This is a genomic window from Blautia sp. Marseille-P3201T (genome assembly GCF_900120295.1).
GTDB lineage: Bacteria > Bacillota > Clostridia > Lachnospirales > Lachnospiraceae > Blautia.
The window spans coordinates 60,538-86,202 of the sequence record NZ_LT635466.1 but is presented as its reverse complement, the minus strand read 5'-3'; the positions used below and the strand labels follow the sequence as shown (position 1 = coordinate 86,202).

At 37.4% G+C, this 25,665-nt stretch carries 28 protein-coding genes and 1 pseudogene; 26 read left to right on the top strand and 3 right to left on the bottom strand.

The window, feature by feature from the left end; all coding sequences use genetic code 11:
- Positions 1–11: 11 nt before the first annotated feature.
- The 11 genes and pseudogenes from BQ7352_RS01985 to BQ7352_RS01935 all read left to right on the top strand — a co-directional run bounded on the left by BQ7352_RS01985 (position 12) and on the right by BQ7352_RS01935 (position 7,960).
- Complete coding sequence (locus BQ7352_RS01985; RefSeq protein ID WP_143143367.1) at positions 12–377, top strand: hypothetical protein; 366 nt, start codon at positions 12–14, stop codon at positions 375–377.
- Positions 378–392: 15 nt separating this feature from the next.
- Entirely contained in the window at positions 393–1,001 is a 609-nt protein-coding gene (locus BQ7352_RS01980; RefSeq protein WP_072446543.1) for a GTP pyrophosphokinase, read from the top strand.
- 102 nt (positions 1,002–1,103) lie between these two features.
- Positions 1,104–1,418, top strand: a complete 315-nt coding sequence (locus tag BQ7352_RS01975) for a TIGR04076 family protein (RefSeq protein WP_072446541.1) — start codon at positions 1,104–1,106, stop codon at positions 1,416–1,418.
- An 11-nt stretch (positions 1,419–1,429) separates the two neighbouring features.
- Positions 1,430–1,727: pseudogene (locus BQ7352_RS01970) on the top strand (arsenate reductase family protein).
- Positions 1,728–1,797: 70 nt separating this feature from the next.
- On the top strand, positions 1,798–2,643 hold the full coding sequence (locus BQ7352_RS01965; protein WP_072446539.1) for a tocopherol cyclase family protein: 846 nt from the start codon (positions 1,798–1,800) through the stop codon (positions 2,641–2,643).
- Positions 2,644–2,709: 66 nt separating this feature from the next.
- Positions 2,710–4,230, top strand: a complete 1,521-nt coding sequence (locus BQ7352_RS01960; RefSeq protein WP_072446537.1) for an ABC transporter ATP-binding protein — start codon at positions 2,710–2,712, stop codon at positions 4,228–4,230.
- Position 4,231: 1 nt separating this feature from the next.
- Entirely contained in the window at positions 4,232–5,320 is a 1,089-nt protein-coding gene (locus BQ7352_RS01955; RefSeq protein ID WP_072446535.1) for an ABC transporter permease, read from the top strand.
- The gene (locus BQ7352_RS01950) at positions 5,320–6,267 is read left to right on the top strand and encodes an ABC transporter permease (protein ID WP_072446533.1); all 948 of its coding nucleotides are present in this window, start codon (positions 5,320–5,322) and stop codon (positions 6,265–6,267) included. Before BQ7352_RS01955 ends, BQ7352_RS01950 begins: the two co-directional genes overlap by 1 nt.
- Positions 6,268–6,275: 8 nt before the next feature.
- Positions 6,276–7,235 (top strand): biotin--[acetyl-CoA-carboxylase] ligase, encoded by a 960-nt coding sequence (locus BQ7352_RS01945; RefSeq protein ID WP_072446532.1) that lies wholly within the window; start codon positions 6,276–6,278, stop codon positions 7,233–7,235.
- 174 nt (positions 7,236–7,409) lie between these two features.
- Positions 7,410–7,682, top strand: a complete 273-nt coding sequence (locus BQ7352_RS01940) for a type II toxin-antitoxin system RelB/DinJ family antitoxin (protein WP_072446530.1) — start codon at positions 7,410–7,412, stop codon at positions 7,680–7,682.
- Complete coding sequence (locus BQ7352_RS01935; protein ID WP_072446528.1) at positions 7,679–7,960, top strand: type II toxin-antitoxin system YafQ family toxin; 282 nt, start codon at positions 7,679–7,681, stop codon at positions 7,958–7,960. Before BQ7352_RS01940 ends, BQ7352_RS01935 begins: the two co-directional genes overlap by 4 nt.
- Before the next feature lie 65 nt (positions 7,961–8,025).
- Here the strand turns inward: BQ7352_RS01935 and BQ7352_RS01930 are convergent, their stop codons facing one another.
- Positions 8,026–8,520, bottom strand: a complete 495-nt coding sequence (locus BQ7352_RS01930) for a VanZ family protein (RefSeq protein ID WP_072446526.1) — start codon at positions 8,518–8,520, stop codon at positions 8,026–8,028.
- Positions 8,521–8,661: 141 nt separating this feature from the next.
- Between BQ7352_RS01930 and thyA the strand changes: the two genes are divergently transcribed.
- From thyA to BQ7352_RS01915, 3 genes are all read left to right on the top strand, one after another.
- Entirely contained in the window at positions 8,662–9,513 is an 852-nt protein-coding gene (gene thyA / locus BQ7352_RS01925; protein ID WP_072446524.1) for a thymidylate synthase, read from the top strand.
- Between the two features lie 13 nt (positions 9,514–9,526).
- On the top strand, positions 9,527–10,015 hold the full coding sequence (locus BQ7352_RS01920) for a dihydrofolate reductase (protein WP_072446523.1): 489 nt from the start codon (positions 9,527–9,529) through the stop codon (positions 10,013–10,015).
- Positions 10,016–10,329: 314 nt separating this feature from the next.
- Positions 10,330–10,569 (top strand): helix-turn-helix transcriptional regulator, encoded by a 240-nt coding sequence (locus BQ7352_RS01915; RefSeq protein WP_083429825.1) that lies wholly within the window; start codon positions 10,330–10,332, stop codon positions 10,567–10,569.
- Between the two features lie 155 nt (positions 10,570–10,724).
- Here BQ7352_RS01915 and BQ7352_RS01910 read toward each other — a convergent pair whose 3' ends face one another.
- Both BQ7352_RS01910 and BQ7352_RS01905 read right to left on the bottom strand, forming a co-directional pair.
- Positions 10,725–11,564, bottom strand: coding sequence for a nickel pincer cofactor biosynthesis protein LarC (locus tag BQ7352_RS01910; RefSeq protein WP_072446519.1), 840 nt, complete (start codon positions 11,562–11,564; stop codon positions 10,725–10,727).
- A 20-nt stretch (positions 11,565–11,584) separates the two neighbouring features.
- Positions 11,585–12,619, bottom strand: coding sequence for a LacI family DNA-binding transcriptional regulator (locus BQ7352_RS01905; RefSeq protein WP_072446517.1), 1,035 nt, complete (start codon positions 12,617–12,619; stop codon positions 11,585–11,587).
- A gap of 208 nt (positions 12,620–12,827) precedes the next feature.
- Between BQ7352_RS01905 and BQ7352_RS01900 the strand changes: the two genes are divergently transcribed.
- From BQ7352_RS01900 to BQ7352_RS01845, 12 genes are all read left to right on the top strand, one after another.
- Positions 12,828–13,655, top strand: coding sequence for a sugar phosphate isomerase family (locus tag BQ7352_RS01900; RefSeq protein WP_072446514.1), 828 nt, complete (start codon positions 12,828–12,830; stop codon positions 13,653–13,655).
- A 2-nt stretch (positions 13,656–13,657) separates the two neighbouring features.
- Complete coding sequence (nagA, locus tag BQ7352_RS01895) at positions 13,658–14,812, top strand: N-acetylglucosamine-6-phosphate deacetylase (RefSeq protein WP_072446512.1); 1,155 nt, start codon at positions 13,658–13,660, stop codon at positions 14,810–14,812.
- A 13-nt stretch (positions 14,813–14,825) separates the two neighbouring features.
- On the top strand, positions 14,826–15,977 hold the full coding sequence (locus BQ7352_RS01890; RefSeq protein WP_072446510.1) for a class II fructose-bisphosphate aldolase: 1,152 nt from the start codon (positions 14,826–14,828) through the stop codon (positions 15,975–15,977).
- A gap of 248 nt (positions 15,978–16,225) precedes the next feature.
- Positions 16,226–17,020 carry an ABC transporter permease gene (locus BQ7352_RS01885; protein ID WP_072446508.1) on the top strand — a complete coding sequence of 265 codons (795 nt, stop codon included), beginning with the start codon at positions 16,226–16,228 and terminating at the stop codon, positions 17,018–17,020.
- A complete protein-coding gene (locus tag BQ7352_RS01880) occupies positions 16,996–17,787 on the top strand; it encodes an ABC transporter ATP-binding protein (RefSeq protein WP_072446506.1) in 792 nt (263 codons plus the stop codon). The genes BQ7352_RS01885 and BQ7352_RS01880 overlap by 25 nt, the downstream gene beginning before the upstream one ends.
- Positions 17,788–17,856: 69 nt before the next feature.
- The gene (locus tag BQ7352_RS01875) at positions 17,857–18,921 is read left to right on the top strand and encodes an ABC transporter substrate-binding protein (RefSeq protein ID WP_072446503.1); all 1,065 of its coding nucleotides are present in this window, start codon (positions 17,857–17,859) and stop codon (positions 18,919–18,921) included.
- Between the two features lie 264 nt (positions 18,922–19,185).
- Positions 19,186–20,364 carry a diphosphate--fructose-6-phosphate 1-phosphotransferase gene (locus BQ7352_RS01870; RefSeq protein WP_072446501.1) on the top strand — a complete coding sequence of 393 codons (1,179 nt, stop codon included), beginning with the start codon at positions 19,186–19,188 and terminating at the stop codon, positions 20,362–20,364.
- A gap of 16 nt (positions 20,365–20,380) precedes the next feature.
- On the top strand, positions 20,381–21,217 hold the full coding sequence (locus tag BQ7352_RS01865) for a triose-phosphate isomerase family protein (protein WP_072446499.1): 837 nt from the start codon (positions 20,381–20,383) through the stop codon (positions 21,215–21,217).
- A gap of 16 nt (positions 21,218–21,233) precedes the next feature.
- Complete coding sequence (locus BQ7352_RS01860; RefSeq protein ID WP_072446497.1) at positions 21,234–22,721, top strand: lactate racemase domain-containing protein; 1,488 nt, start codon at positions 21,234–21,236, stop codon at positions 22,719–22,721.
- Positions 22,722–22,876: 155 nt separating this feature from the next.
- Positions 22,877–24,133 carry a glucose-6-phosphate isomerase gene (locus tag BQ7352_RS01855; protein ID WP_072446496.1) on the top strand — a complete coding sequence of 419 codons (1,257 nt, stop codon included), beginning with the start codon at positions 22,877–22,879 and terminating at the stop codon, positions 24,131–24,133.
- Between the two features lie 79 nt (positions 24,134–24,212).
- Positions 24,213–24,599: a 4Fe-4S binding protein gene (locus BQ7352_RS01850; RefSeq protein ID WP_004223386.1), complete on the top strand. Its 387-nt coding sequence runs from the start codon at positions 24,213–24,215 to the stop codon at positions 24,597–24,599.
- Positions 24,600–24,672: 73 nt separating this feature from the next.
- The gene (locus BQ7352_RS01845; RefSeq protein ID WP_083429824.1) at positions 24,673–25,581 is read left to right on the top strand and encodes an alpha/beta fold hydrolase; all 909 of its coding nucleotides are present in this window, start codon (positions 24,673–24,675) and stop codon (positions 25,579–25,581) included.
- The last annotated feature ends 84 nt before the right edge of the window (positions 25,582–25,665 follow it).

The following is a 25,665-nucleotide window of genomic DNA, read 5'->3' as shown; positions in this document are numbered from 1 at the left end:
ACAGAAAAGAGATGGAGAAAATAGTTTTTACTTACTTGCTGGTAACCATATTTTGTGCTGTATTTGGTGCGCTTTATGAGTGGTTTAGTCATGGAGTGTTTTCTTATTATATGATTTATGCTTTCCTGATCCCACTTCTTGGCGGCGTAATCCCTTTTTATTGTCGGTTATACTTTCAAGGAGCATTTCCGAGACGTACAGCACGCCGTTTTCAGCACTTTGGTATTTCAACATTAACGGTAGGATCCATGTTCTGTGGCGCGTTGGAAATCTATGGTACGACCAACAGTCTGACGATATTATATTTTATAGTTGGTGGAATTTTCTTTCTTCTAGGGATCTTTATGTATTTCTTTCAAAAGGATACGGAAAAATAAAGGGGAGGTGGCTATTTGACACCGGAAGAGTACTATGGTGATACATTTTCCTTATTAAAACAGGGAGAAGAGTATTTAAAAACATTAATGGAAACATATGCCAATGATTGGGCAGAAGATGATTTGCAGCCGATTTTATACATTAAAACGAGAATTAAAACTCCGGAAAGTATGATGGAAAAATTAAGAAAACGTGGATTTGCGGAAGATAGTCATACAGCATTAGAAAATATGCATGATGCAATAGGGATCAGAGTCATCTGCTCTTTTGTAGAAGATGTATATAGGATTGCAAGAAGGTTACAACAAAGAGATGATATTCAAATTCTTGAGAAAAAAGACTACATTGCCTATCCAAAACCAAATGGTTATAGAAGTCTTCATTTAATTATACAGTTTACAAAAAACAATTTGAAAGGAATGACAGCTGAAATCCAAATTCGCACGATTGCCATTGATTTTTGGGCAACATTAGAACATCAGATAAAATATAAGAGAAATGTTCATCATGAAGAAACAATTCGGAATGAGCTAAAGAGATGTGCGGATGAAATTGCTTCCGTAGATTTGTCCATGCAGACGATACGGGATATTTTACGAAGCGATACATGGGAGCAGCTATAAAAGAAGAACATTAACAGAAAAAGCAGGTTAACAGTTTTCTTAATTAATGGTAAAATAGAGCAGGAAATCTATGAATAAAATATCAATACAAGGAGAGCCAACATGAAAAAATGCAGAATTACAGTAAAGAGAATTTCTTGCTATAAAGACCTGATGGAACAATATGAAAACCCCATTTCCCATGCCTGCGATATGGAAGAAGGACAGGTTTTTATTGCCAACGGCTGGAAGAAGCCGGATAACTTTTGCGACAGTGCATGGGACAGTATTTCTCCTTTTGTTATGACACTGGCACACGGAGGAGAAAATTTTTATAATGGATGGATGAAGAATAAAAAATCTGCAATGATTTCCTGCAATGACGGATTTCGTCCGGTGAGCTTTCTCATTGAAGCTTTGGAAGAGGATGCGGATTAGAGAGGCGAGAAATGAATATACAGATTTTTGGTACAAAGAAGTCCTTCGACTCGAAAAAAGCAGAGCGTTATTTTAAAGAGCGTGGAATAAAATATCAATTTATCGACATGAAAGAAAAAGGTATGAGTAAAGGTGAATTGCAATCTGTTTGTCGAGCAGTTGGAGGATTGGAAGCTTTGATTGATAAGGGAAGACAGAATGGAAAAAGTTCTGGAAAACCAGAAGGTAATAAAGCTTCCTGTTGTGAGAAACGGCAAACAGGCAACAGTAGGATATGTGCCGGACATATGGAAAAATTATTTAGTATAAAAAAGCTTTTCATGAATAGTTCTTCGTTATTTTGGGGAAAATAAAGTATTATTTTTCACGGAGGAACATTATGAAAAGCTTTTTTTATGGCTGGTATTTTAAGTGCCAGTCAGATACACAGACATTTGCAATAATACCGGCAATACATCAGGGAAAAGGAGGGAGAACCTGTTCTATTCAGATAATTACAGATACAGAAGTTCAAAAAGTTTCTTTTTCTTCAGAAAACTTCTGCAAAAGGAAGAAGAACTTATTTATAGGGAAAAATAGATTTGGGCAGAAGGGCATTTGGCTGGATATAGATGAAGAAGGGTTAAAAATAAAGGGCGTGTTGAAATTTAGCCAAATGTCACCTTTAAAATACAATATTATGGGGCCGTTTGCCTGTATACCGTTTATGGAATGCAGACATCAGGTATGGAGTATGAGGCACTTTGTGAATGGGAAGATAATTATAAATAAGAAGAAATACATTTTTTCGGATGGTTTGGGATATTGGGAAGGAGATGAAGGGTATTCCTTTCCTCGGGAATATGTGTGGACACAATGTCTTTTTCAAGAGGGTTCTGTTATGTTGGCAGTAGCGGACATTCCCATGTTCGGTATACATTTCACAGGGATTATAGGTGTAGTTTTATGGAAGGGAAGAGAATATAGAATTGCAACTTATTTAGGGGCAAAGGCTTCTGAAATAAAAAATAAAACAGTGAAGATTGTACAAAGGGGGATTAAGCTGGAAGCACAGCTTTTGGAAGATACAGAATACAGGCTGCAAGCTCCAATAAATGGGAGTATGGTAAGGCACATTCGTGAAAGCGTCACCTGTCATGCACGTTATAAATTTACAAAATCAGGTTTAACCATCTTTGATTTTGAAACAAAAACTGCTTCTTTTGAATATGAATATGGAAAATAGAAATAAACTATGATACAATATCCAGTGTTTTAACAGACAGAAGAAAGGAAATGAGAGGTGAACAAGTTGGCTTTGGATAAGAAGGAGAAAGCCATAGAGCTTCAGGGAATTACCAAAACCTTTGGAAGTGTGGTTGCCAATGACCACATCAATCTTGAAGTTCGCAGAGGAGAAATTCTGGCATTACTTGGAGAAAATGGTTCAGGAAAGACAACGTTGATGAATATGATTTCAGGTATTTATCATCCGGACGAAGGAACCATTAAAATTAATGGAAAAGAAGTGACAATTAATTCCCCGATAGATGCGGGAAAACTGGGGATTGGTATGATTCATCAGCATTTTAAGCTGGTGGATGTTTTTTCTGCTATGGACAACGTTGCCATGGGCATGGAAGGAAAAAGAGTAAAGCCAAAAGAGTTAAAAGAAAAACTGACAAAACTGACAGAAAAATATGGACTGGAAGTAGAGCCGGAGAAAAAAATATATAATATGTCGGTCAGCGAAAAACAGACAGTGGAAATTTTAAAAGTTCTGTATAGAAATGCAGATATTTTAATTTTAGATGAACCTACTGCTGTACTTACGCCTCAGGAAACGAAGAAACTGTTCCGCATTTTGCGAAAAATGAAAGAACAGGGAAGTGCGATTATTATTATCACCCATAAGTTGAATGAGGTTATGGAAATCAGTGACAGAGTTACGATTTTGAGAAAAGGACAGAGTGTGGAAACTGTAAATACCAGCGAAACTAATGAAAAACAGCTGACAGAGCTGATGGTAGGACGTCCGGTAACTCTGGAAATTCAGAGACCGCAGTGTGAAAATGTATTTACGCGACTGAAAATTGTAGATTTATCTGTAAAGGCAGCTGATGGTAATATGGCTGTAAAGGACTTAAATCTGGAAATTAAAGCAGGGGAAATTCTAGGGGTTGCTGGTGTGGCAGGAAGTGGACAGAAAGAACTCTGCGAGAGTATTGCAGGACTTATTCCGGTGCAGGCAGGAGCAATTTTACATAATAAGGAAAATATTGTAGGAAAAACTCCAAGAGAAATTGCAAATTTGGGCATTAGTTTGGGATTTGTACCGGAAGACCGTCTGGGTATGGGACTTGTAGCTTCCATGGGAATGGTAGACAACATTTTATTGAAGACCTATGATAAGACAAAAGGGATTTTCATTGACAGAAAGCCGGCAAGAAAGATGGCGGAAGACTTAGTCGAAAAGCTGGGTGTAGTAACACCAAGTGTAGATACACCGGTTCGTCTTATGTCAGGCGGTAATGTACAGAAAGTTCTGCTGGGAAGGGAAATTGAGTCAAATCCTTCTGTATTGGTAACAGCATATCCTGTACGTGGTCTGGATATTAACTCTTCTTATACAATTTATGACTTGTTAAATGAACAGAAGAAAAAAGGTGTTGCAGTGCTGTTTATTGGTGAGGACTTAGATGTGCTTCTGCAAATTTCCGACAGAATTATGGTTATGTGTCATGGTGAAGCAATTGGTGTTGTAGATGCAAAAACAACAACAAAAGAAGAACTGGGACTTATGATGGCCGGTAAAAAGAAGGGGGATGCATAAGATGGAAAACAGGAAGAAAAAAGAGCCTCTCATTCGTATTGAAAAGAGAAGCGAAAGAACTCATAATCAGATTATGCGCCTTCGTCTGCTTTCTGTAGTATTGGCAATTGTAGCAGGTGGTTTGTTCATTCTTTTTATTGGATATAATCCGTTTTCTGTATACGGAACCATTGTTTCAGGAGCATTTCGCAGTACCATGGCATTTCAGGCAACCATTAAGCTTATGGTGCCATTATTAATTCCGGCATTAGGTATTACTTTAGCATTTAAAATGCGTTTCTGGAATATTGGTGCAGAAGGACAGATTATTATGGGGGCAATTTTTGCAACCTATTTTGCTCTGTTTTGCTGGGATTTTCCACACTGGCTTTTGATGATTTGCATGTTCCTTGCAGGTATGCTGGGTGGCGCATTATGGGGACTTATCCCTGCATTTTTCAAAGCTAAATTTAATACAAATGAAACATTATTTACTCTGATGCTGAATTATATTGCACTGTATTTAATTTCTTTTTTGCGTGACGGCCCGTGGCAGGACCCGAATTCTTCAGGATTTCCGAAAATTGCGAAATTCGGAGAAGCGGCACAGCTTGATAAAATTTTCGGGGTTCATGCAGGCTGGCTGATTGGATTGATTTTAGTTGTGATTGTATATATTTATTTGAAATATACAAAACAGGGATATGAAATCAGTGTAGTTGGAGAAAGTCGTGCAACTGCGAATTATGCAGGTATGAATTATAAGAAAATTGTACTTCGTACCATGGCGTTTTCAGGAGGTATCTGTGGTATTGCCGGTATGGTACAGGCAAGCGGTTCTGATTTGACATTGACAACTTCTGTAGCCGGTGGTGTAGGATTTACAGCGATTATTGTAGCGTGGCTGGCACAGTTAAATCCTGTAGGCATTTTAATTGTATCATTCTTATTTGCGGTGTTGGAAAAAGGAAGTACGGTTATGCAGTCTGCTCACGGATTATCAGCGTATTCAGCAGATGTTCTTCAGGGAATTATACTTTTCTTTGTACTTGGATGTGAATTTTTTGTACGCTATAAATTTGTCACACGTAAGAAGGGAGGAAAAGCATAATGGATTTTTTTGTAAACTTTTTTGTGGCTGCAGTATTGGCAGGAACTCCTTTATTATTTGGTATTGTAGGTGAAATTATCAACGAAAAAGCAGGACATTTAAATTTAGGAGTTGAAGGAATGATGTCCATTGGCGCCGTAGCAGGGTTTGTCGTAGGATATTGGACAGACAATCTGTTTTTTGCTCTTGTGGCAGCATTTGTGGCAGGTATGCTCTCTGCTTTAATTTACGCAGTGCTTACGGTAACTTTTATGGCAGACCAAAACGTTACAGGTCTTACGCTTACTGTTTTCGGAATTGGATTTAGTAATTTCGTAGGAGATTTCGTAAGAGAAAAAAGTGGAAGTACATCTTTAAAACTTCCGGAAAACATTTTGGAAAGCCTTGGCAAAGTAGAAATTCCGGTACTTACTGATATTCCGGTTATTGGAAAAATGTTCTTTAACTATAATATTTTTGTATATATTGGAATTGTGGTTGCTATCTTAGCGGCTATTTATCTTCATAGAACAAAAGCAGGTTTAAATATCCGTGCAATCGGAGAAAATCCCGCTGCGGCAGATGCGGCAGGAATTCCGGTAACAAAATTAAAATACATCAATCTGATGCTGGGCGGCGGTATCTGTGCCATAGGAGGCGCATACTGCTCTATGATTATCTGTAATGGTGTATGGGTAACAAGCTGTGTAAACGGTTTAGGCTGGATTGCAGTAGCTCTCGTTATTTTTGCTATGTGGGATCCAAATAAAGCAATTATTGCAGCAGTGGTATTCGGCGGCTTTAGTGTATTAAAATACTATGTGCCACAGGTAATTCCAAGCTCTGTATTTGATATGATACCGTTTATCATGACAATTTTAGTGCTGATTATTACTTCTATGCGTTCTTCAAAGGAGAATTCTCAGCCAAAATCCTGTGGTGTAAATTATTTCCGTGAAGAAAGATAGGGAATGTGATGTCTACAAAATCAAGACTTCTGGAGCTTTTAGAACAAAATAGAGGAAAATATCTGTCAGGAAATGAGCTGGCAAAAATGCTGGAGGTTTCCAGAACTGCTGTATGGAAAGGAATGAAAAGTCTTCAGGAGGAAGGATATTCCATTACAGCAGTAACCAACAAAGGCTATTTGCTGGAAGAAGACAATAATATTCTGTCAGAAGAAGCTGTTCGGTTACAGCTTAAAAATGCAGATGTGCTGGTGGAGGTATGGAAAGAAACCGCCTCTACCAATCAACGCATGAAGCAGTTGGCAGTGGAAAAAAAGCTTCCCCATGGTTCAGTGGTGGCAGCACAGCTTCAAACGGAGGGCAAGGGAAGAAAAGGAAGAAAATTTTATTCTCCCAAAGACAGTGGGCTGTATCTGAGTATTCTCTTATATCCCGGAAAGACAGCTCAGAAAAGTCTGGAGATTACTGCGGCTGCGGCTGTAGCAGTGTGCAAGGCAGTGGAAAACTGTTGTGGTATTTCTCTGGGGATTAAGTGGGTAAATGACTTATATTTGGAAAATAAAAAAGTATGTGGAATTCTCACAGAGGCAGTGACAGATTTTGAAACGGGAGACATTGAATTTGTAGTTGTGGGAATAGGACTGAACTTATATGAACCCACAGGAGGCTTTCCAAACGAGCTGAAAGAAAAAGCAGGAGCAATTTTACCGGATGGACAGAAAGTTGATAAAAACCAGCTGGTGGGAGAAATTGTAAACAGGCTGCTTGAGGAAACAGAAAGAGCAGGAATTCCCAGAGAATATATTAACAGAAATATTGTTCCGGGGAAGAAAATCCAGATTACTTTTGGAGCAACAGAGCGGGAAGTACTTGCGAAAGAAATACTTGCTGACGGAAAGCTGCTGGCAATTAATGAAAAAAATGAAGAAGAAATATTTCCTTCGGGAGATGTTTCTGTAAAATGGTAAATGAATATGGCTGTTGTAGGAAATGTATATAGTGGTATGTTTCTTACAACAGCGTTTTTATTTTAGGAAATTTCGTCCTATGAAATCTTTTATAATAAGAAATTATCATATATAATTGACAATGTATTTAATATGTAATAATATATTTGATATAAAGAAAGGAGTGTGTTGATTATGAAAAATGTTACGACCAGTATTCGAATAGATAGTAATACAAAACAGGCAGCTACAGAATTATTAAATGATTTAGGACTTGACTTGAGCAGTGCAGTAAATATTTTTTTGAAACAGGTTGTCTTACAAGGAGGATTACCATTTCAAGTAAAATATCCCCAATATAAACCGGAAGTGCTTGAAGCTATGGAAGAAGCGGAAGCATTGAGCAGAAATCAAAATACAAAAAAATATTCAAGTTTTTCTGAAGCATTAGAGGATATAGATTTATGATGTATGACTTGATTTTAACGAGAAAATTTAAAAAGAGTTTGAAATTTGCTAAAAAAAGAGGTCTAAATATTCGTTTATTAGAAGAAATAGTAAATATACTTCAAAGTGGAGAAGAACTTGATAAAAAATATCGTGACCATGAACTGAAAGGAAAATATAAAAATTTTCGTGAATGTCATATACAACCAGAGTGGCTGTTGATTTATTTGATTGAAAATGATATTTTGACACTCACGTTAGTTGATACAGGAACACATGCAGATTTATTTAATATGTAAGATATGTATTTTGAAAATAGTGGAAAGGGACTGGTGCAATAATTTGCAAGAAGTCCCTTTTGCCTTTATCTATGCTTTTTTGAACGTAAAAACCCATGACAGAAAATCTGCACTGCCAGAATGCCGATAAGAGCCCCTGTACTGTCAATCAGCACATCTTTTTTTGAAGGTCCTCGACCTGCCACAAAGGATTGATGAAATTCATCTGTGCAGGCAAATCCTACACAAAACAGTCCTGCAAACAGGAAAAGGAGAAAACCTCTCACACCATATATATAGAGGGGAAAAGAAACACAAAGAGCCAGAATACAGTATTCTGTCATGTGAGCCAGTTTCCTTACAGGATGTTCAATTCTGTCTGTATAGATTTGTTTTTCACTTTCTGTCAGATTTTTATTTAAAACCTTGTCTGCAACTGAGATAATCTGATAACTGATTTCATGACTCAGACTTCCGGACTCTGTACCGGTCTGACCGGAAAAGCTGAAAATTATATACATAACAGCAAGTGCCGGCAAAAAAGACAAGGGCTTGAGACAATAAATAATAAATTTTTTCATGAAAAATCTCCTTTCGTAAAGATTTTAAAAGAGTATCACTTTTTTTGGGATTTGTAAAGTGCCAGGGAAAGTGTTTTTTGGTTGGAAAAGAGGAGAAGATGGGGTATAATAATAAAAAACGTGGGAAGAAAGGAAAAATTCATGAGTTTAGCAGATGATTTATTTATCCGGATGTGTCAGGATATTTTGGAAAACGGCACAGATACCCAAGGAGAAAAAGTAAGACCAAAATGGGAAGACACAGGGGAGTACGCATATACAATTAAGAGATTTGGTGTGGTAAACCGTTATGATTTGCGGAAAGAATTTCCGGCATTGACACTTAGAAAGACAGCTCTGAAAACCTGTATGGACGAAATTCTCTGGATATATCAGAGAAAGTCTAATAACATTCATGACTTAAACGGACATATATGGGATGCGTGGGCAGATGAAGATGGTTCTATCGGTACTTGCTACGGAGATGTAGTAGGAAGAAAATTTCTCTACAAAGGTGAAGAAGTAGACCAGATGGATTATGTGTTAAAACAACTGAAAGAAAATCCATACAGCAGGAGAATTATGACAAATTTATATCAGTTTGAATATCTTCATAGCGGTGCATTAGACCCATGTTGTTATAGTATGACCTATAATGTAACAAAAGAAAAAAACAGTGATAAGCTGGTGCTGAACGGAGTGTTGAACCAGCGTTCACAGGACATTTTGGCTGCGAATAACTGGAATGTATGCCAGTATGCTATTTTGTTAATGATGGTGGCACAGGTAAATGATATGATACCGGGAGAATTGGTTCATGTGATTGCAGATGCTCATATTTATGACAGACATGTTCCGGTTATTCAAGAGCTTATTAAAAGAGAGACATTTCCGGCGCCAAAGGTTTGGCTAAATCCGGAAGTGAAAGATTTTTATCAGTTTACCACTGATGATTTGATGGTGGAAAATTATCAGGCAGGACCACAGATTAAAGATATACCAATTGCAGTATAAGGAGGAATAAAAGATGAATTTAATTGTAGCAGCAGATGCAAACTGGGGAATAGGAAAAGATAATAAGCTTTTAGTGAGTATTCCTGCAGATATGAAATTTTTCCGTACAACAACAACAGGAAAAGTGGTTATTTTAGGAAGAAAGACATTAGAAACTTTTCCCAATGGACTTCCTTTAAAAAACAGAGTAAATATTGTACTTACAAGAGATAAAAACTATAAAGCAAAAGATGCCATTGTTCTTCACAGTGTAGAAGAGGTTTTAGAAGAAGTAAAAAAATATGATACAGAAGATGTATATGTAATTGGCGGAGACAGTATTTATAAACAATTTTTACCATATTGTGATAAAGCTCATGTGACAAAAATTGATTTTACCTATGAAGCAGATACTTTCTTCCCTAATTTAGATGAAATGCCGGAGTGGAAGGTGACAGAAAGAAGCGAAGAACAGACTTATTTTGATATTGAGTATGAATTTTTAACTTACGAGAAGAAATGAATAAGTAAGTATACATTTAACGAAAGATAAAAAGGAAAAATCAGTTATAAACGATTGCATTTTCCTGTTTTAAAATTAATAATCTTCAATGGAATTTTATGTTTTGAGACATTTATTTCCATTGGAGATTTATTTTTTCTTTCTTATTGATTTAACAACAAATATGATGTATTACAAAGTTGTAAAGAGGAAGGGATTGTACAAAATGAAAAAGATAACTTAACAGAGGATGAAAAGAAAGCCTTTAAAGCTGTTGTGAAAATGTTAAAGGAGGAATAGAAAAAGGTGCTATTCCACTTACAGAAAAAACTGATATGAAAGCAAGAACATATTATGTTGCGGAAAATGATGCAGAATTAATCGCTTCTTTAATTGAAATCAGAAAAGGGGAAAATATTTCTCAATCGGAGCTTGCAGAAATGATTGGCAGCAAACAGCAAGCAATTTCCCGTCTTGAAAGAAATGAGCATAGTCCATCGCTAAAATTATTTTATTCAGTATTAAATGCGTTGGGATATGAGCTGCAGATTGTAAAAAAGAAATCTTCTACTTGAGTATTGAGAAAATATTACAATAAGCAATACGCAGGAATATCTATACATTTTTAGTGAATTTGTTGAGCACGCTTTAAGACTGTAAGCTCAAAGTGAGTGCAGACGGAGCAGAAAATGTATAGATATTCTTTATATGTATTTAAAATGAAGATTTCTTAACAATACTGAATTTCCATCACCCGCAAAATTCCCGGAACTTCATATTTTCTTTTCCCTGCACCTATGCCGATTTTATTAATCTGAAAGGTTTCAGGCAAGGTAAAGGAAGTTGTAATTGCAGCGGCAATTGCAGCGCCGGTAGGTGTCACAAGCTCTCCCTGTACAGGCAGAATGGAGAGCGGAAGATTATGTGCACATACAATATTGGAAGTAGCCGGAACCGGAATAGGGAGAATACCATGCTGACAGCGGATTGTGCCTTGTCCTTCTTTTAGTACAGGCAGGAAAACTTCTTCATATCCCAGAAAATCCATGCAGATTGCAAAAGCGGCAATATCCACAATAGAGTCTACAGCACCGACTTCGTGAAAATGTACTTGTTCTTTTGGCACGCGATGAGCATGGGCTTCTCCTTCAGCAAGAATTTCAAAAATTTTAGAAGCCATGGATTTTGCTCCTACTGTCATATCACTATGTTCTAAAATAGAGAGAATGTCAGGCAAACTTCGGTGTTCATGATGATGGTGTGTATGAATATTATGTGGATGTTCATGTTCGCACTGGCACTCTTTATGGCTGTGTTCCTGTGTTTTGCCATGCAGATATTCCATATCGTGGTCGTGGTTTTCATGTTTTTTATCTAATAAAACGTTGAAGTCACAGGCAGCAATGCCTGATTTTTCCACTTCTGAAATTTCAATTTTATATCCGGAAAGGTTTAAACTGTCTAGGGTGTCTAAAAGCATTTTCTTATCTGCACCTAAATCAAGTAAAGCGGCTACAGACATATCTCCGCTAATTCCTGATGCACAATCAAAATAAAGTGCTTTTTTCATAATAAAAAGTCCTCCTGATGTTATTTTCTGTTTTTGGGCGCTTTGCCACAAGTGTCCCTTTTGGCTATATAATAAGGTAATACTGTTTTTAAAGGAATACGGTGGCCGCCGGTAATACGGTCTATGAGAATTTTGGCTGTCATTCTGCCCATTTCTTCTAAAGGGATATGTACAGTGGTAAGCATTGGTGAAAGATATTGAGCCGTTTCAATATCGTCAACGCCGATAACGGAGATATCTTCGGGAATGCGATAGCCGTGTTCTCGAAATGCTCGGATAGCTCCGATGGCAGTATTGTCATTGGCACAAAAAACAGCAGTAATATCTGCCTTGGTATTAATTAAATGAAGCGCACCTTGATAACCGCCTTCATGAGAAAGCTTTACATTGGCAGTGTTTCTTTGTAAAAAAGGTAATCCCAACGTTTCTAGGGCAGCCTTAAATGCAGTATAGCGAATTTCATTATTTTGTTCTCCAATATAGCCAATTTTATTATGACCCAGTTCATGAAGATAGGAAACTGCACTAAAAGTAATTTCTTTTCCGTCACATACTACCTGATCATATTTATCTTCCATGGGATTGAGTCCGGCATAGATGATGTGTTTATAATTTTTCGTAAAAAGTTTCAGGATATGTTCATCGTATCGTCCTAAGATAACTGCTCCATCTACAGGAGAATTGGCAATTCTAAGGGTTACATCGGGATTTTCTAAATCTAATGCGGTAAAGGAATGTTTGATGAAAAAGTTGCTTTTGAAAGCTTCCTGTTCAATGGCCTTTGCAATATGGGAAAAGAAAAGGTCCGAAACAGCAGAGTCACCTCTTGCATAAATACAGGCAATGGTGCGGGCGGGCATTTCTACAGAAGGAGTCTTTGGCCCAAGCTTTAAGGCACGAGCTGTTGAGTTAGGGGTATATCCGCTTTTTCGTACAATTTCCCAGATACGCTCCTGCACTTCAGGGCTGGCAGCTTTTGTGTTTTTTTGGTTAATTACTCTGGAAACAGTAGAAATAGAAACGTTGGCTTCTTTTGCAATTTCTTTTAGTGTCATATTAAAACCTCACAATACAATAGTGCTATATGGATATATTATAACCGAAATGACGAATAAAAACAACGGAATTTAAGACAACGTTTGCATAAATTGAGTAGAAAAAAACGCAATATTTGAGAAAGGTTTGTTGAAAATGAAAAATAGTTATCGTATAATTGTAAATATGAAGGTTTGATAATGTAAAAACAAGGGAGGATAGTTTAAAATGACGAAACATGAATATTACACTTACACAAAAGAGGAGCTTTTAAACAAAGGAGCCAAGCTGCCGGTGATTGTAATGGAAGATAATGCGGCAGTATTTAGATCCATGGCAGAAGAAATGGCGGAAGAAATTAAGAAAAATAATGCAGAAGGCAAGAAAACAGTATTTATTTGTCCTGTAGGTCCTGTAGGACAGTATCCTTATTTTGTGGAAATGGTAAATCAGGAAAAAATCAGTTTAAAGAATGTTTGGTTTATTAACATGGACGAATATCTGGATGATGATAAAAAATGGGTTCCGGAAACACATCCGTTAAGCTTCCGTGGTTTTATGAACAGAACCGTGTACAGTCAGATTGATCCTGAATTGGTTATGCCAGAAGAACAGAGAGTATTTCCTGACCCTGAAAACGTAGAATATATCCCACAGTTGATTGAAAAGCTGGGTGGTGTGGATATCTGCTTTGGAGGTATTGGAATTAATGGACATGTTGCTTTTAATGAAGCTGATCCATCTTTAAGCAATGAAGAATTCCTGGCACAAAAAACAAGAGTTTTAGATATTACAAAAGAAACAAGAACAGCAAATGCCATTGGAGATTTCAATGGAGCATTGGAAGATATGCCAAAATATTGCGTGACAATCGGTATTTATGAAATTGCCCATGCCAGAAAAATTCGTTTGGGATGTTTTAGAAATTGGCACAGAGCTGTTGTGAGAAGAACTGCTTACGGAGAAGCAACTTCAGATTTCCCTGTATCCCTGTTGACAAATCATCAGGATATTAATCTGAAAATTACAGAGTTTGTAGCTGCATTGGAGGGATGAGAATGAAAACCTGGATTACCAATGGTTATGTATATCGATACGACAAGCGTCGTATGGAGAGAAAAGATTTATGTATAGAAGATGGAAAAATCTGTGAAATTTGCAGTCCTGGAGAAGGGAAAAGAGAAGGAAATATTTATGATGCTTCAGGGAAATCAGTTATTCCGGGTTTTATTGACATTCATACACATGGTGGATGTGGTGTAGACGTTAATGATGCTTTAAAAGATGATTTTGAGAAAATTGGTCATTTTTTTGCTCTTCAGGGAACAACTTCATGGCTTTGCTCTATTCTGACAGATACAAAAGAGCAGACTACAAAATGTATTCATGAAGCATTAAAACACCAAAAAGATCACGCAAATTGTGCAAATCTTTTGGGTATTCATTTGGAAGGACCATTTCTTTCTGTAGAATTTAAAGGCGCTATGCCGGAAGAACTTCTAAGAAAAGCAGATATGGAGCTTTTGAAAGAATATCAGGAAGAAGCAGAAGGAAATATTCGTTATATTACAGTTTCACCGGAAGTAGAAGGTATTCCGGAGGCTGTGCCGGAAATAAAAAAAATGGGTATTACTGTTGCAATCGGACACTCTGGTGCAGACTATGAGACTGCTATGAAATGTATTGAAAATGGAGCAACAGCATGTACACATACCTGTAATGCAATGAAGTTATTCCATCAGCACTTTCCGTCAATGATGGGAGCTGCTTTGGAGTCTGATATTTATTGTGAGGCGATTTGTGACGGACGTCATCTGCATCCGGGCAGTGTAAGGCTGTTTTTGAAAGCAAAAGGATATGATAAAGTAGTTGCAGTAACCGACTCTATTATGGCAGCAGGACTTCCGGACGGAGAGTATAAGCTGGGTGTCAATGATGTGGTAGTCGAAGACGGAGATGCAAAATTAAAATCAAATGGTGTGCGCGCAGGAAGTACCCTGACAACAGGAACAGCTCTGAAGAGACTGATTGATTTTACAGGGGCAGAAATGGAAGATGTGCTTCCTCTCTTAACAATGAACCCTGCAAAGCTTTTAGGTGTAGATGATAAAATCGGAAGTCTGGAAGCTGGAAAAGATGCGGATATTCTGATTGTAGATGAAAGCTATGATATTGTAGATACTTTTGTAAAAGGAAAGCAAATAGAAAGATAAAAGGAGAAAAATTATGCCATTAATACCATTAAGACCATTATTGGAAACTGTTGACAAATACCATTTTGCACAGGGAGCATTTAATGTAAATGCAGTTGCACAGGCGAAAGCTGCTATTGAAGTTCATGAAATGTTCCGTTCTGCAGCTATTTTACAGGGGGCAGATTTAGCAAACGGATTTATGGGCGGAAGAACAGATTTCTTAAACGCTACTTTGGAAGATAAGAAAATCGGCGCAAAAAATATCGCAAATGCTGTGAAAAAATTTGCGGAAGACTCACCTATTCCGGTAGTTCTTCATTTAGATCATGGTAAAAATTTTGACTCTTGTAAAGCGGCTATTGAAGGCGGATATACATCAGTTATGATTGATGGTTCTTCCCTTCCTTTTGATGAAAACGTTGAACTGACAAGAGAAGTTGTTAAATATGCCCATGCAAGAGGGGTGTCAGTAGAAGGTGAGTTAGGTGTACTTGCCGGAGTTGAGGATCATGTATTTTCTTCAACATCTACTTACACAAACCCATTAAAAGCAGTGGAATTTTTCAAAAAGACAGGTTGTGATGCGTTGGCAATTTCATACGGAACTATGCATGGAGCATCAAAGGGAAAAGATGTAAAATTAAGAAAAGAAATTGCAATTGCTATTAAAGAATGCATGATGCATGAAAATCTTTTCGGTGTATTAGTATCTCATGGTTCTTCTACAGTGCCAAAATACATTGTAGATGAAATCAATGCTTTAGGCGGAAATATCCAGAATGCTTACGGTATTTCTATTGAGGAATTAAAAGCTGCAATTCCTTGCGGTATTGGAAAAATCAATGTAGATACAGATATTCGTTTGGCTGTTACAAGAAATATGAAAGAGTTCTTTAAAAATAACCCGTCAAAACGTGACAGCGCTTCCATTGGCGGAGTATATCAGTTATTAGAGGAAAAGAAAGACCAGTTTGATCCAAGAGCTTTCCTTCCTCCAATTATGGATACCGTTATGTATGGTACAATTAAAGATGATGATACAGCAGCGCTGGTAGAAGTTATTGAAAAAGGTGTAAAAGAAGCAATCGGAACTTTGATTGTGGAATTTGGTTCTTTCGGAAAAGCACCTCTGGTTGAGCAGGTTTCCTTGGAAGAAATGATTGAACGTTACAAAAAAATGTAAATAGATATTCTTTTGAACAGGACGTTTTAGGTAAAAGTGATGAATGCCAAAACGTCCTGTTTTGTATTTATGCATAAAAAAACTGAAATAGAAACAAAAGGTTGTTAAAAAATGCACAAATAACTCAAACGTTTGCGTAAAATCGTATTGATTTTCAACCCCATATAGGGGATAATAACCATACAATAACGAATAAGAAATACGTTTTAGTACGAAATGCTGAAACAAAAAGAAACAGGAGGATTAAAATGGGGAAAAAAAGTAAAGGTGGAGCCGACATCATAGGCAAAATACCAAAAGGGATATGGCTGCTGATTTCATTTATAGTAGCGATGCTGGTGTGGACAATCTTATCTATTACTCCACAGACTGCCAGATGTTTTCCGAATGCGATTAAAGTATTACAATCCATTGGACTTATGGTAGAGAGAGGAATTCTTTTAGAGGATATTGCAAGCAGTTTGATTTCTGTATTCTGGGGATTTTTACTTGGCTTTGTGATTTCAGTACCGGTAGCGTTTTTGATGGCATGGTATCGTCCGGTAAGATTTATCTTAGAGCCATGGATCCAGTTTATCAGAAATATTCCACCACTGGCTTATGTACCACTGGTAGTTATCGGTGTAGGTGTAGGTCGTACACCTCAGATTATTGTTATCTGTCTTGCAACATTTTTAATTATGACAGTTACAATCTTCCAGGGTGTTATCAATGTGGATGAAACTTTGATTAAAGCTGCAAGAGTATTAGGTGCAAATGATGCAAATCTGTTCGTGAAGGTTATCTTCCCGGCAACAACACCATTTATTATTACAGCAGTCAGACTTGGTATCTCAACAGCGCTTACAACATTGATTGCCGCAGAATCTACAGGAGCGATTGCAGGTCTTGGTATGAGAATTAAATCTCTGGCAAACTCCTATGAAACAACACCAATGCTGCTTTACATCATTATTATCGGTGTTATCGGTATGCTGGCTGAGAAAGTTCTTAAATACTTTGAAAGGAAGTTAACATCATGGCAGGAAAAGAGGGAAATATAAAAGTAAGTATTCAGGGCGTTGAAAAGAAATACAACACACGAAAAGGTGAGGTTGTTGCTTTAAACGGTGTGGATTTTGATATTAAAGAAAATGAATTTATCTGCGTAATCGGACCATCCGGATGTGGTAAATCTACCTTATTAAATATTATTGCAGGTCTTTTAGAGCCTACAAGCGGTCAGATTTTGGTGGATGGAAAACCGATTAAGGGAACAGGAACAGACAGAGGCGTTGTTTTCCAGCAGTATGCATTGTTCCCATGGCTGACAGTAAAGAAGAATGTTGAATTCGGACTGAAATTAAAGGGAATGTCAAAAGAAGAGTGTGAAGCTATTTCCATGAAATATTTGAAAATGGTTGAACTGGAAAAATTTGCAGACTCTTATCCAAAGGAATTATCCGGTGGTATGAAACAGCGTGTAGCTATTGCAAGAGCTTATGCAATGAACCCGGAAGTTCTTCTTATGGATGAACCATTTGGAGCTTTGGATGCACAGACAAGAACACAGCTTCAGTCAGAGCTTTTAAAAGCATGGCAGGAAGAAAATAAAACATGTTTCTTCGTTACGCATGATATTGAAGAAGCAATTGTCCTTGCGACAAGAGTTGTAATTATGAGTGCTCGTCCGGGACGTATTAAAGAAGTTGTAGATATTGATATTCCATATCCAAGAGATCAGGAAACAAAAATGAGCGAAAGATTTATTGAACTGAAAAATCATATCTGGGGACAGGTATATCAGGAATATCTGGAAGTAAGAAAATAATTCAGAACTTACAATGGGGTAAGCCCGGTGAGAATAAAAAACTATATTATTTTTAAGGAGGAACTTAAAATGAAGAAGAAATTATTATCCATGCTTTTAGTAGGAGTAACAGCGATGTCTATGTTAGCAGGCTGTGGTGGAAGCTCTGAAGAACCAAAAAAGGAAGAAACAAAAACAGAAGCAACAGATGGAAAAGAAGAGAAAAAAGATGAAAAGAAAGAGCTTGATGTAGTAAACGTGGCTTACATGCCAAACTACGCTTCCTTATGGGTAGTAACAACAGCAAAAGAAAAAGGATACTTTGAAGAACAGGGTATCGAAGTGAAAATGACAAAATTCGATGATGGCCCAACAGAAATCGCTGCTATGGAATCCGGTTCTATGGATGTAGCTTACATCGGACCTGGTGCTCATACTCTTGCAATTCAGGGAAATGTTGACGTATTTTGCTTCCAGCAGCTGGGTGATGCTGACTGTGTAATGGGATTAAAATCTCATGGAGTAAATTCTCTGGAAGACTTAAAAGGTAAAAAAGTAGCTTATGCTTCCGGTACATCATCTGAAACAATCTTATTACGTGCATTAGACTCTGTTGGTCTTACAATGGATGATATTGAAGCTTACAACATGGAAGTTACTAATATGCCAAGTGCTATGATTTCCGGTTCTATTGATGCTTGTGCTCCATGGTCACCAAATACAAAAGTTATCACAGATGAATTAGGTGATGATGCACAGGTATTCGTAAGTAATGCAGACTTCTCTGATATCGCAGCAGACCCTGCAAGCTGGGTATGTATGCCTGAATATGCAGAAAAGAACAAAGATTTATTAGTAAGATTTACAAAAGCACTCTACAAAGCAATGGACTTCGGTGCAAAAGAAGAAAACTTTGAAGAAGTTGCAGGATATGTAGCAAACGAAACAAAGACAGACGTTGAAACAGCAATGGGACAGACAACAGATGGTGCATGGATTACATCAGAAGAACTGTTAAAAGGTGTTGAAGACGGAAGCATAAAAGGATACTATGAAATCCAGCAGAAAAACTTCTTAGACAACGGTAAGATTACAGAAGAAGCTCCAGTTGAAGATTATGTATTGTTTGACATTATGACAGAAGCAGGAAAATAATTGACTCAGCAACAAGAAAAAATTGCCAGACATGACTGTAAAACATTAAGCTGTTGAAATTTTGAGATGGGGCTGTTGCATTAAGTGTATATCGAAAATGTTTATATATTTCACGCTCAGTTTGCGCTCACTTTGAGCTTATAATCTCAAAGCGTGCTCAACAAATTCGCTGAAAATATATAAATATTCCGGATTTCTGCTTAATGTGACAGCTCTATTTTCTGTTTATTGAATAGAAAACTGGAAGATTTGGAGGAAAAGAATATGGCAGAAAATTTATTGATTGTGCATGGAGGTGGTCCTACAGCAGTAATGAACGGCTCCTTGTATGGTGCAATAAAGGAAGCAAAAAAATCAGAAAAAATCGGACATATTTATGGTGCGAATAATGGCACAGGCGGATTTTTGAAAAAAGATTTTCTGGAACTGGAAAATGTACCGGAAGAAAAATTAAAGTTATTGCTGCAGACTCCGGGCACAGCGATTGGAACATCCAGAGATCCCATTGAACAGGAACATTATGAAAAAATGGCAGATATTCTGGAAGAAGAAAACATTAAATATGTATTGTTTAATGGCGGAAATGGAACTATGGATACTTGTGGAAAACTGCATAAAACTTGTCAGAAGCGCAATCTTGATGTGAAAGTTATGGGAATTCCTAAAACAACAGACAATGACATTGCAGTGACAGACCACAGTCCCGGATTTGGAAGTGCTGCAAGATATATGGCTGCCTGCACGCAGGAATTAGCCGCAGATGTGCGTTCTTTACCTATTCATGTGGTTGTCATGGAAGCATCAGGAAGAAATGCAGGGTGGATTACAGCTTCCAGTGCCCTGGCAGGAGAAAAGGGATATGCCCCTGACTTGATTTATCTTCCGGAAAGAGCTTTTGATGAAGATAAATTTATTGAAGATGTAAAAAAACTTCTTGAGAAGAAATCAGGAATTCTGGTGGTTGCCAGCGAAGGCCTGACAGATAAAGAGGGAAAACCTATTGTAAAACCTGTTTTTAAAACAGAGCGTGCTACTTATTTTGGAGATGTAAGTTCTCATCTGGCAAATCTGGTTATCCAGAAACTGGGATATAAAGCCAGAGGGGAAAAACCGGGACTTTTAGGAAGAGCATCTATTTTTATGCAAAGTAAAGTTGATATTGAAGAGGCACAACTGGCAGGAGAACTGGCATGCAGAGCGGCTTTGGATGGTGAATCAGGAAAGATGGTGGCATTTTCCAGAGTTTCTGAAAATCCGTATGAAATGAAACCATTTCTTGTGGATATTGATGAAGTTATGATGTATGAACGGACAATGCCGGATGAATTTATCAATGAAGAAGGAAATGGTATTACACAGGCATTTTTAGACTGGTGCAGACCTTTGATTGGGGAAGAACTTCCTGATATGATTTCTTTTAATACACAGTCAGGAAAATATTAAAATAAAGGAGAGCAACATGAAACATATTTATTTGAATTTGAAAAGATTTGATGTACCGGCAGAGCTGGGCGGTGTTAACAGAATTGCTGATATGAAAGACTGGGGAAAATATATTGTAGAAAATACACAGGAGGAATTGAAAAAATATTCTCCTGAGGAAGTAGAATTTGCAATGTTCTTTCCGGAAATTCATCTGTTTTCTGCCTGTGGAGCAAAAACAGAAAACAGTCCTGTTCAGATTGGATGCCAGGGAGTTTTCAGAGATGACGTGGCTCCGGGTAAAAATTTTGGAGCATTTACCACAGGGCGTCCGGCAGCAGCTATGAAAGCAGCCGGTTGTGAAACCGTTATTATCGGACATTGTGAAGAACGAAATAACCTTGCGGGAATTCTGGCAGAAGCAGGGGTGACAGATACAAAAGCAGTAAATACTATTTTGAATAAAGAAATTAAATGTGCTGTAAACAGAGGCATGAAAGTGTTATACTGTATAGGTGAAAAAAGTGAAGAATTAGAACAGTGGCAGGAAGTCCTGGGAGAACAGCTTGAACTGGGATTAAAAGATGTGGATAAATCTATGGTGACTATTGCCTATGAGCCTGTATGGTCTATTGGACCTGGTAAAACACCGGCAGGAAAAGAATATATTACAAAGATTGCCAAATTTGTGAAGGAAAAAACAGATGGCATGGACATTGTCTATGGCGGAGGTCTGAAACAGGATAACGCAGCAATGCTGGCATCTATTCCTGAAATTGACGGTGGTTTAATTGCACTTACAAGATTTCAAGGGGAAATCGGTTATTATCCGGAAGAGTATTTGGAAATTATTTCACTTTACATGAATGCATAATAAGGAGGAAAAAAGAATGAAGTTAGAATTTGAATACGGACATGGTACTATGGCAGCAGAATTGCCGGACAGCACAGATATTTTTATTCCGGGAGAAACAGTAAAAGACCCTGATTATATTCCGGAAGATAAATTGGAAGAAGCTTATCTGGAAAGTCTTGCACACCCAATCGGAATGCCGACACTTACTGAACTGGCACATAAGGGAAGTACTGTTACTTTTATTGTACCTGACAGAGTAAAAGGTGGAGAGCAGCCGACAAGCCACAGAAAAATGAGTATCAAATATATGCTGAAAGAATTATATGCAGCAGGTGTTGAGAAAAAAGATATTTTATTCATTATTTCCAATGGATTACACCCAAGAAGTAAAGAGTCTGATGCAAAAGCAATTTTCGGCGAAGAATTATTCAATGAATTCTGGCATACAGGACAGATTATCAGCCATGACAGTGAAGATAAAGACCACATGGTAGACCTTGGAACAACAAAACGTGGTGATCCGGTTTACATGAATAAATATGTATTCGAGTGTGATATTCCTATTTTAGTAGGTCATGTACAGGGAAATCCTTATGGTGGATATTCAGGCGGATATAAACATAGCGCAACTGGTATTACAAACTGGAAAAGTATTTCAAGCCATCATGTTCCTTCTGTTATGCACAGAAAAGACTTTACACCGGTAAACGGCGGAAGCTTGATGAGAACAAAATTTGATGAAATTTCTATGCACATGGAAGAAAAAATGGGACATCCATTCTTCTGCTGTGACGCTGTTCTAGATACAAATTCCAGACAGATTGCCATTTATTCCGGATATGCAAAAGAAATGATGCCAATTAGCTGGAAATTAGCGGATAAGAGAACTTATGTACATTGGGCAGAGAAGAAGTATGATGTTTTAGTGTTTGGTATGCCTCAGAAATTCCACTATGGTGATGGAATGGGAACAAACCCAATCATGATGATGCAGGCATTAAGCGCACAGGTATTAAGATATAAACGTGTTATGAGTGACAACTGTGTTATTATCTGTTCTTCTCTTTGCAATGGTTTCTTCCATGAAGAATTATGGCCATATTTAAGAGAAATGTATGATATGTTCCAGCATGATTATATGAATACACTGCCGGATATGAACCGCTATGGCGAATATTTTGCAACAAATGAAGAATATATCAGAAAATATCGTTTTACAAATGCATTCCATCCATTCCACGGCTTCAGCATGATTTCCTGCGGTCATATTGCAGAAATGAATACAAGCGCAATTTACATTGTAGGTGCACAGGAACCGGGATACGCAAGAGGAATGGGACTAAAGACAAGAGCTACATTTGAAGAAGCATTAGAAGATGCAAAGAAGAAATTCGTTGGGGAAAATCCAAATATTCTTGCATTACCAATGACATTCAAAAAGGCAGCCGTTCATCTCTGTATGAAAAATCCGGAAGACGACTGCATGGACGCTTACGGACACTGCCATCCATGTATGGAATAAGGAGTTTTAATCAATTGCCGCATTAGGGGTATATCGAGAATATTTGTATATTTTACGTTCGGTCTGATACAAATATTCCGAATGCCGCTTAGTGCGGCAGTTTTTATTGTTTCATAGGAAGTTGCGCCGGATGAAAAATAAAAGGAGATAAAAACGTGCTGAATTTAAGAATAGAAGATAAAAATCCTCATTTAAAAGATGAATTAAATGAAATTATGGAGGAAAACAAGGCTGTTTTTCGTTCTGTATTAGATGGAGAGAGTGAATATGTGGACTCTTTAGGATGGTTTTCTGTGGATAAGTGGGCAAATCCGAAAGAGGTGAAAAAATTACAGGAACTGGCTGTCCATATTCGGGAAAAAGCAGATGTTTTTGTGATTGTTGGGGTAGGTGGTTCCAATAATGCTGCCCGATCCGTGATTGAAGCTTTGCAGTCGGATGATAAAGTAAAGATTGTCTATATGGGAAACACGCTGTCCCCTTGGGAACTGCAAAAAGCATTGAAAGAGTTGGAAGGAAAATCGGTATACATTGACTGTATAGCGAAAAATTTTGAAACCTTAGAACCGGGAGCTTCTTTTCGTGTTCTGAGAAAGTTCCTTTCTGATAAGTATCAGGAAAAAGCCAATGAAAGAATTATTGCAACAGGCACAAAGGGAAGCCCGCTGGAAAAATTATGCCAAGAACAGGGGTATACTTTTCTGGAATTTCCGGAAGATGTAGGGGGGAGATTTTCTGCTATGACTGCAGTAGGGCTTCTTCCTATGGCGGTGGCAGGAATAGATATTGAGAAGCTGGTTTCAGGAGCTCTTGATATGCAAAAATACCTTACAAGTGGAGAAATGATGGGAAATCCTGCATATCAATATGCCTGTCTTAGAAATTTATATTATAAAAAAGGATATAAAATAGAAATGCTCGCCAGCTTTGAACCTCAGTTTCGTTGGTTTTATAAATGGTGGATACAGCTTTTTGGAGAGAGTGAAGGGAAGGATAACAAAGGACTTTTTCCGTCATCAGGAGATTTTTGTGAAGAATTGCATGCTATGGGGCAGTACATTCAGGACGGAGCGCCGTTGCTTTTTGAAACATTTTTAGATGTTCGGGAAAAGAATGCTTCTTTAGCACCTGTGGCAGACATGGTTGCAGATGGATTTGATTATTTAAATGGAAAGGAATTTTGGGAAATTAATAAAGCTTCTTTTCATGCTACAGTAAAAGCTCACAGGGAAAAACTGCCGTGTTTAATCTTGGAAATAGAAAGATTAGATGAGTATGCTTTTGGAGAATTATTTTATTTCTTTCTGTTTTCCTGCTATGTTTCTGCTCGTATTTTGGGAGTTAATCCCTTTGATCAGCCAGGGGTAGAAGCCTATAAAAGATGGATGTTTGAAGCTTTGGGAAAAGGCTGAAAAATTTCTTGTGCAATATTGGATAAAATGTTAATATAGTTAAATAAGAAACTTTACCAATGAAAGCGGAGGATTTAGAATGAAGAAATTAAAAGTTACAAAAGGTGCAAAATGTATGGCATGTCTGGAGTGCGTAAGAGCATGTTCAACAAGCTTTTATAAAGAATTTGATCCGGACAAATCCTGCATTCAGATTATTGAAAAAAATGATGTGGCAAAACCAATGGTCTGTGTACAGTGTGGAAAATGTGCAAAAGCATGTCCGGAAGGTGCAATTACACAGAATGCAAAAGGTGTTTACATGATTAATAAAAAGAAATGTACTGGCTGTGGAAAATGTGTGGAAGCATGTCCATTCGGTGTTATGGTAAAAGCTGAAGAAGCACCTACAAGCAGCAAATGTATTGCATGTGGTATTTGTGTAAAAGCATGTCCTGCAGATGTTTTGGAAATTGTTGAAGACTAATTATAAAAAATAAGAATAGTGGGGGTGCTGTCAGAGCATCCCCTTTTGCTTTTTTGAATTGGGAGGGAAGTTTATGCTGGAAAAGACAGCGCAGATTATTTCGGATTATGATGGGCTTTCTTTGGAAGTACTTTGTGTAGAAAGTGAAAATCCAAAAGGAGTTGTTCAGGTATCTCATGGAATGGCAGAGAATAAAGAACGGTATCTGCCGTTTATGAAATTTCTTGCAGAACATGGATATTCGGCAGTTATTCATGACCATAGAGGGCATGGGAAAAGTGTGAAAAAACAGGAGGATTTGGGCTTCTTTTATAATGGAAAAGAAAAAGCGATTGTAGAAGATTTACATCAGATTACGTTATGGATAAAAGAAGAATATCCAGATATTCCCTGTTATCTTTTAGGGCACAGTATGGGAACTTTAGTAGCCAGAAATTATATAAAAGAATATGACAATGAAATCAAAAAACTGATTTTAACAGGTCCGCCATGTAAAAATCCTGCTGTGGACATGGGGCTTTTGCTGGCAAAAATTCAGAAAAAAATAAAAGGTGACAGATATCGCAGCAAAGAAATCCAGAAACTGGCATTTGGTCCTTTTGAGAAAATTTTTCAGGGAGAGCCTGAGTCGGCGTGGATTTGTTCGGACAGAGAAATTGTAGATAAGTATAATCAGTCAGAGCTGTGTGGTTTTATTTTTACAGCAGATGCCTTTGAAGGATTATTTTTATTGTTAAAGGGAACTTACAGTAAAAAGGGATGGCTTTTAAAAAATAAACAGCTTCCGATACTGTTTTTGGGAGGGGAAAAAGACCCTTGTATTGGAAACGGCAGAAAATTTGTACAGGAGATGCAATTTTTAAAACAGATGGGGTATGAAAATGTAACAGGTAAAATATACCCGGATATGCGTCATGAAATATTGAATGAAAAAGGAAAAGAGAAGGTATACGAAAATATCTTAAGTTATTTAGAAAAATGATGTTTTTTGTTGAAAAGTGGCGGATATGATGATATGATGTGTTCCGTATGATGTTAAAATATTTAAAATTTCAGGAGGAAAATC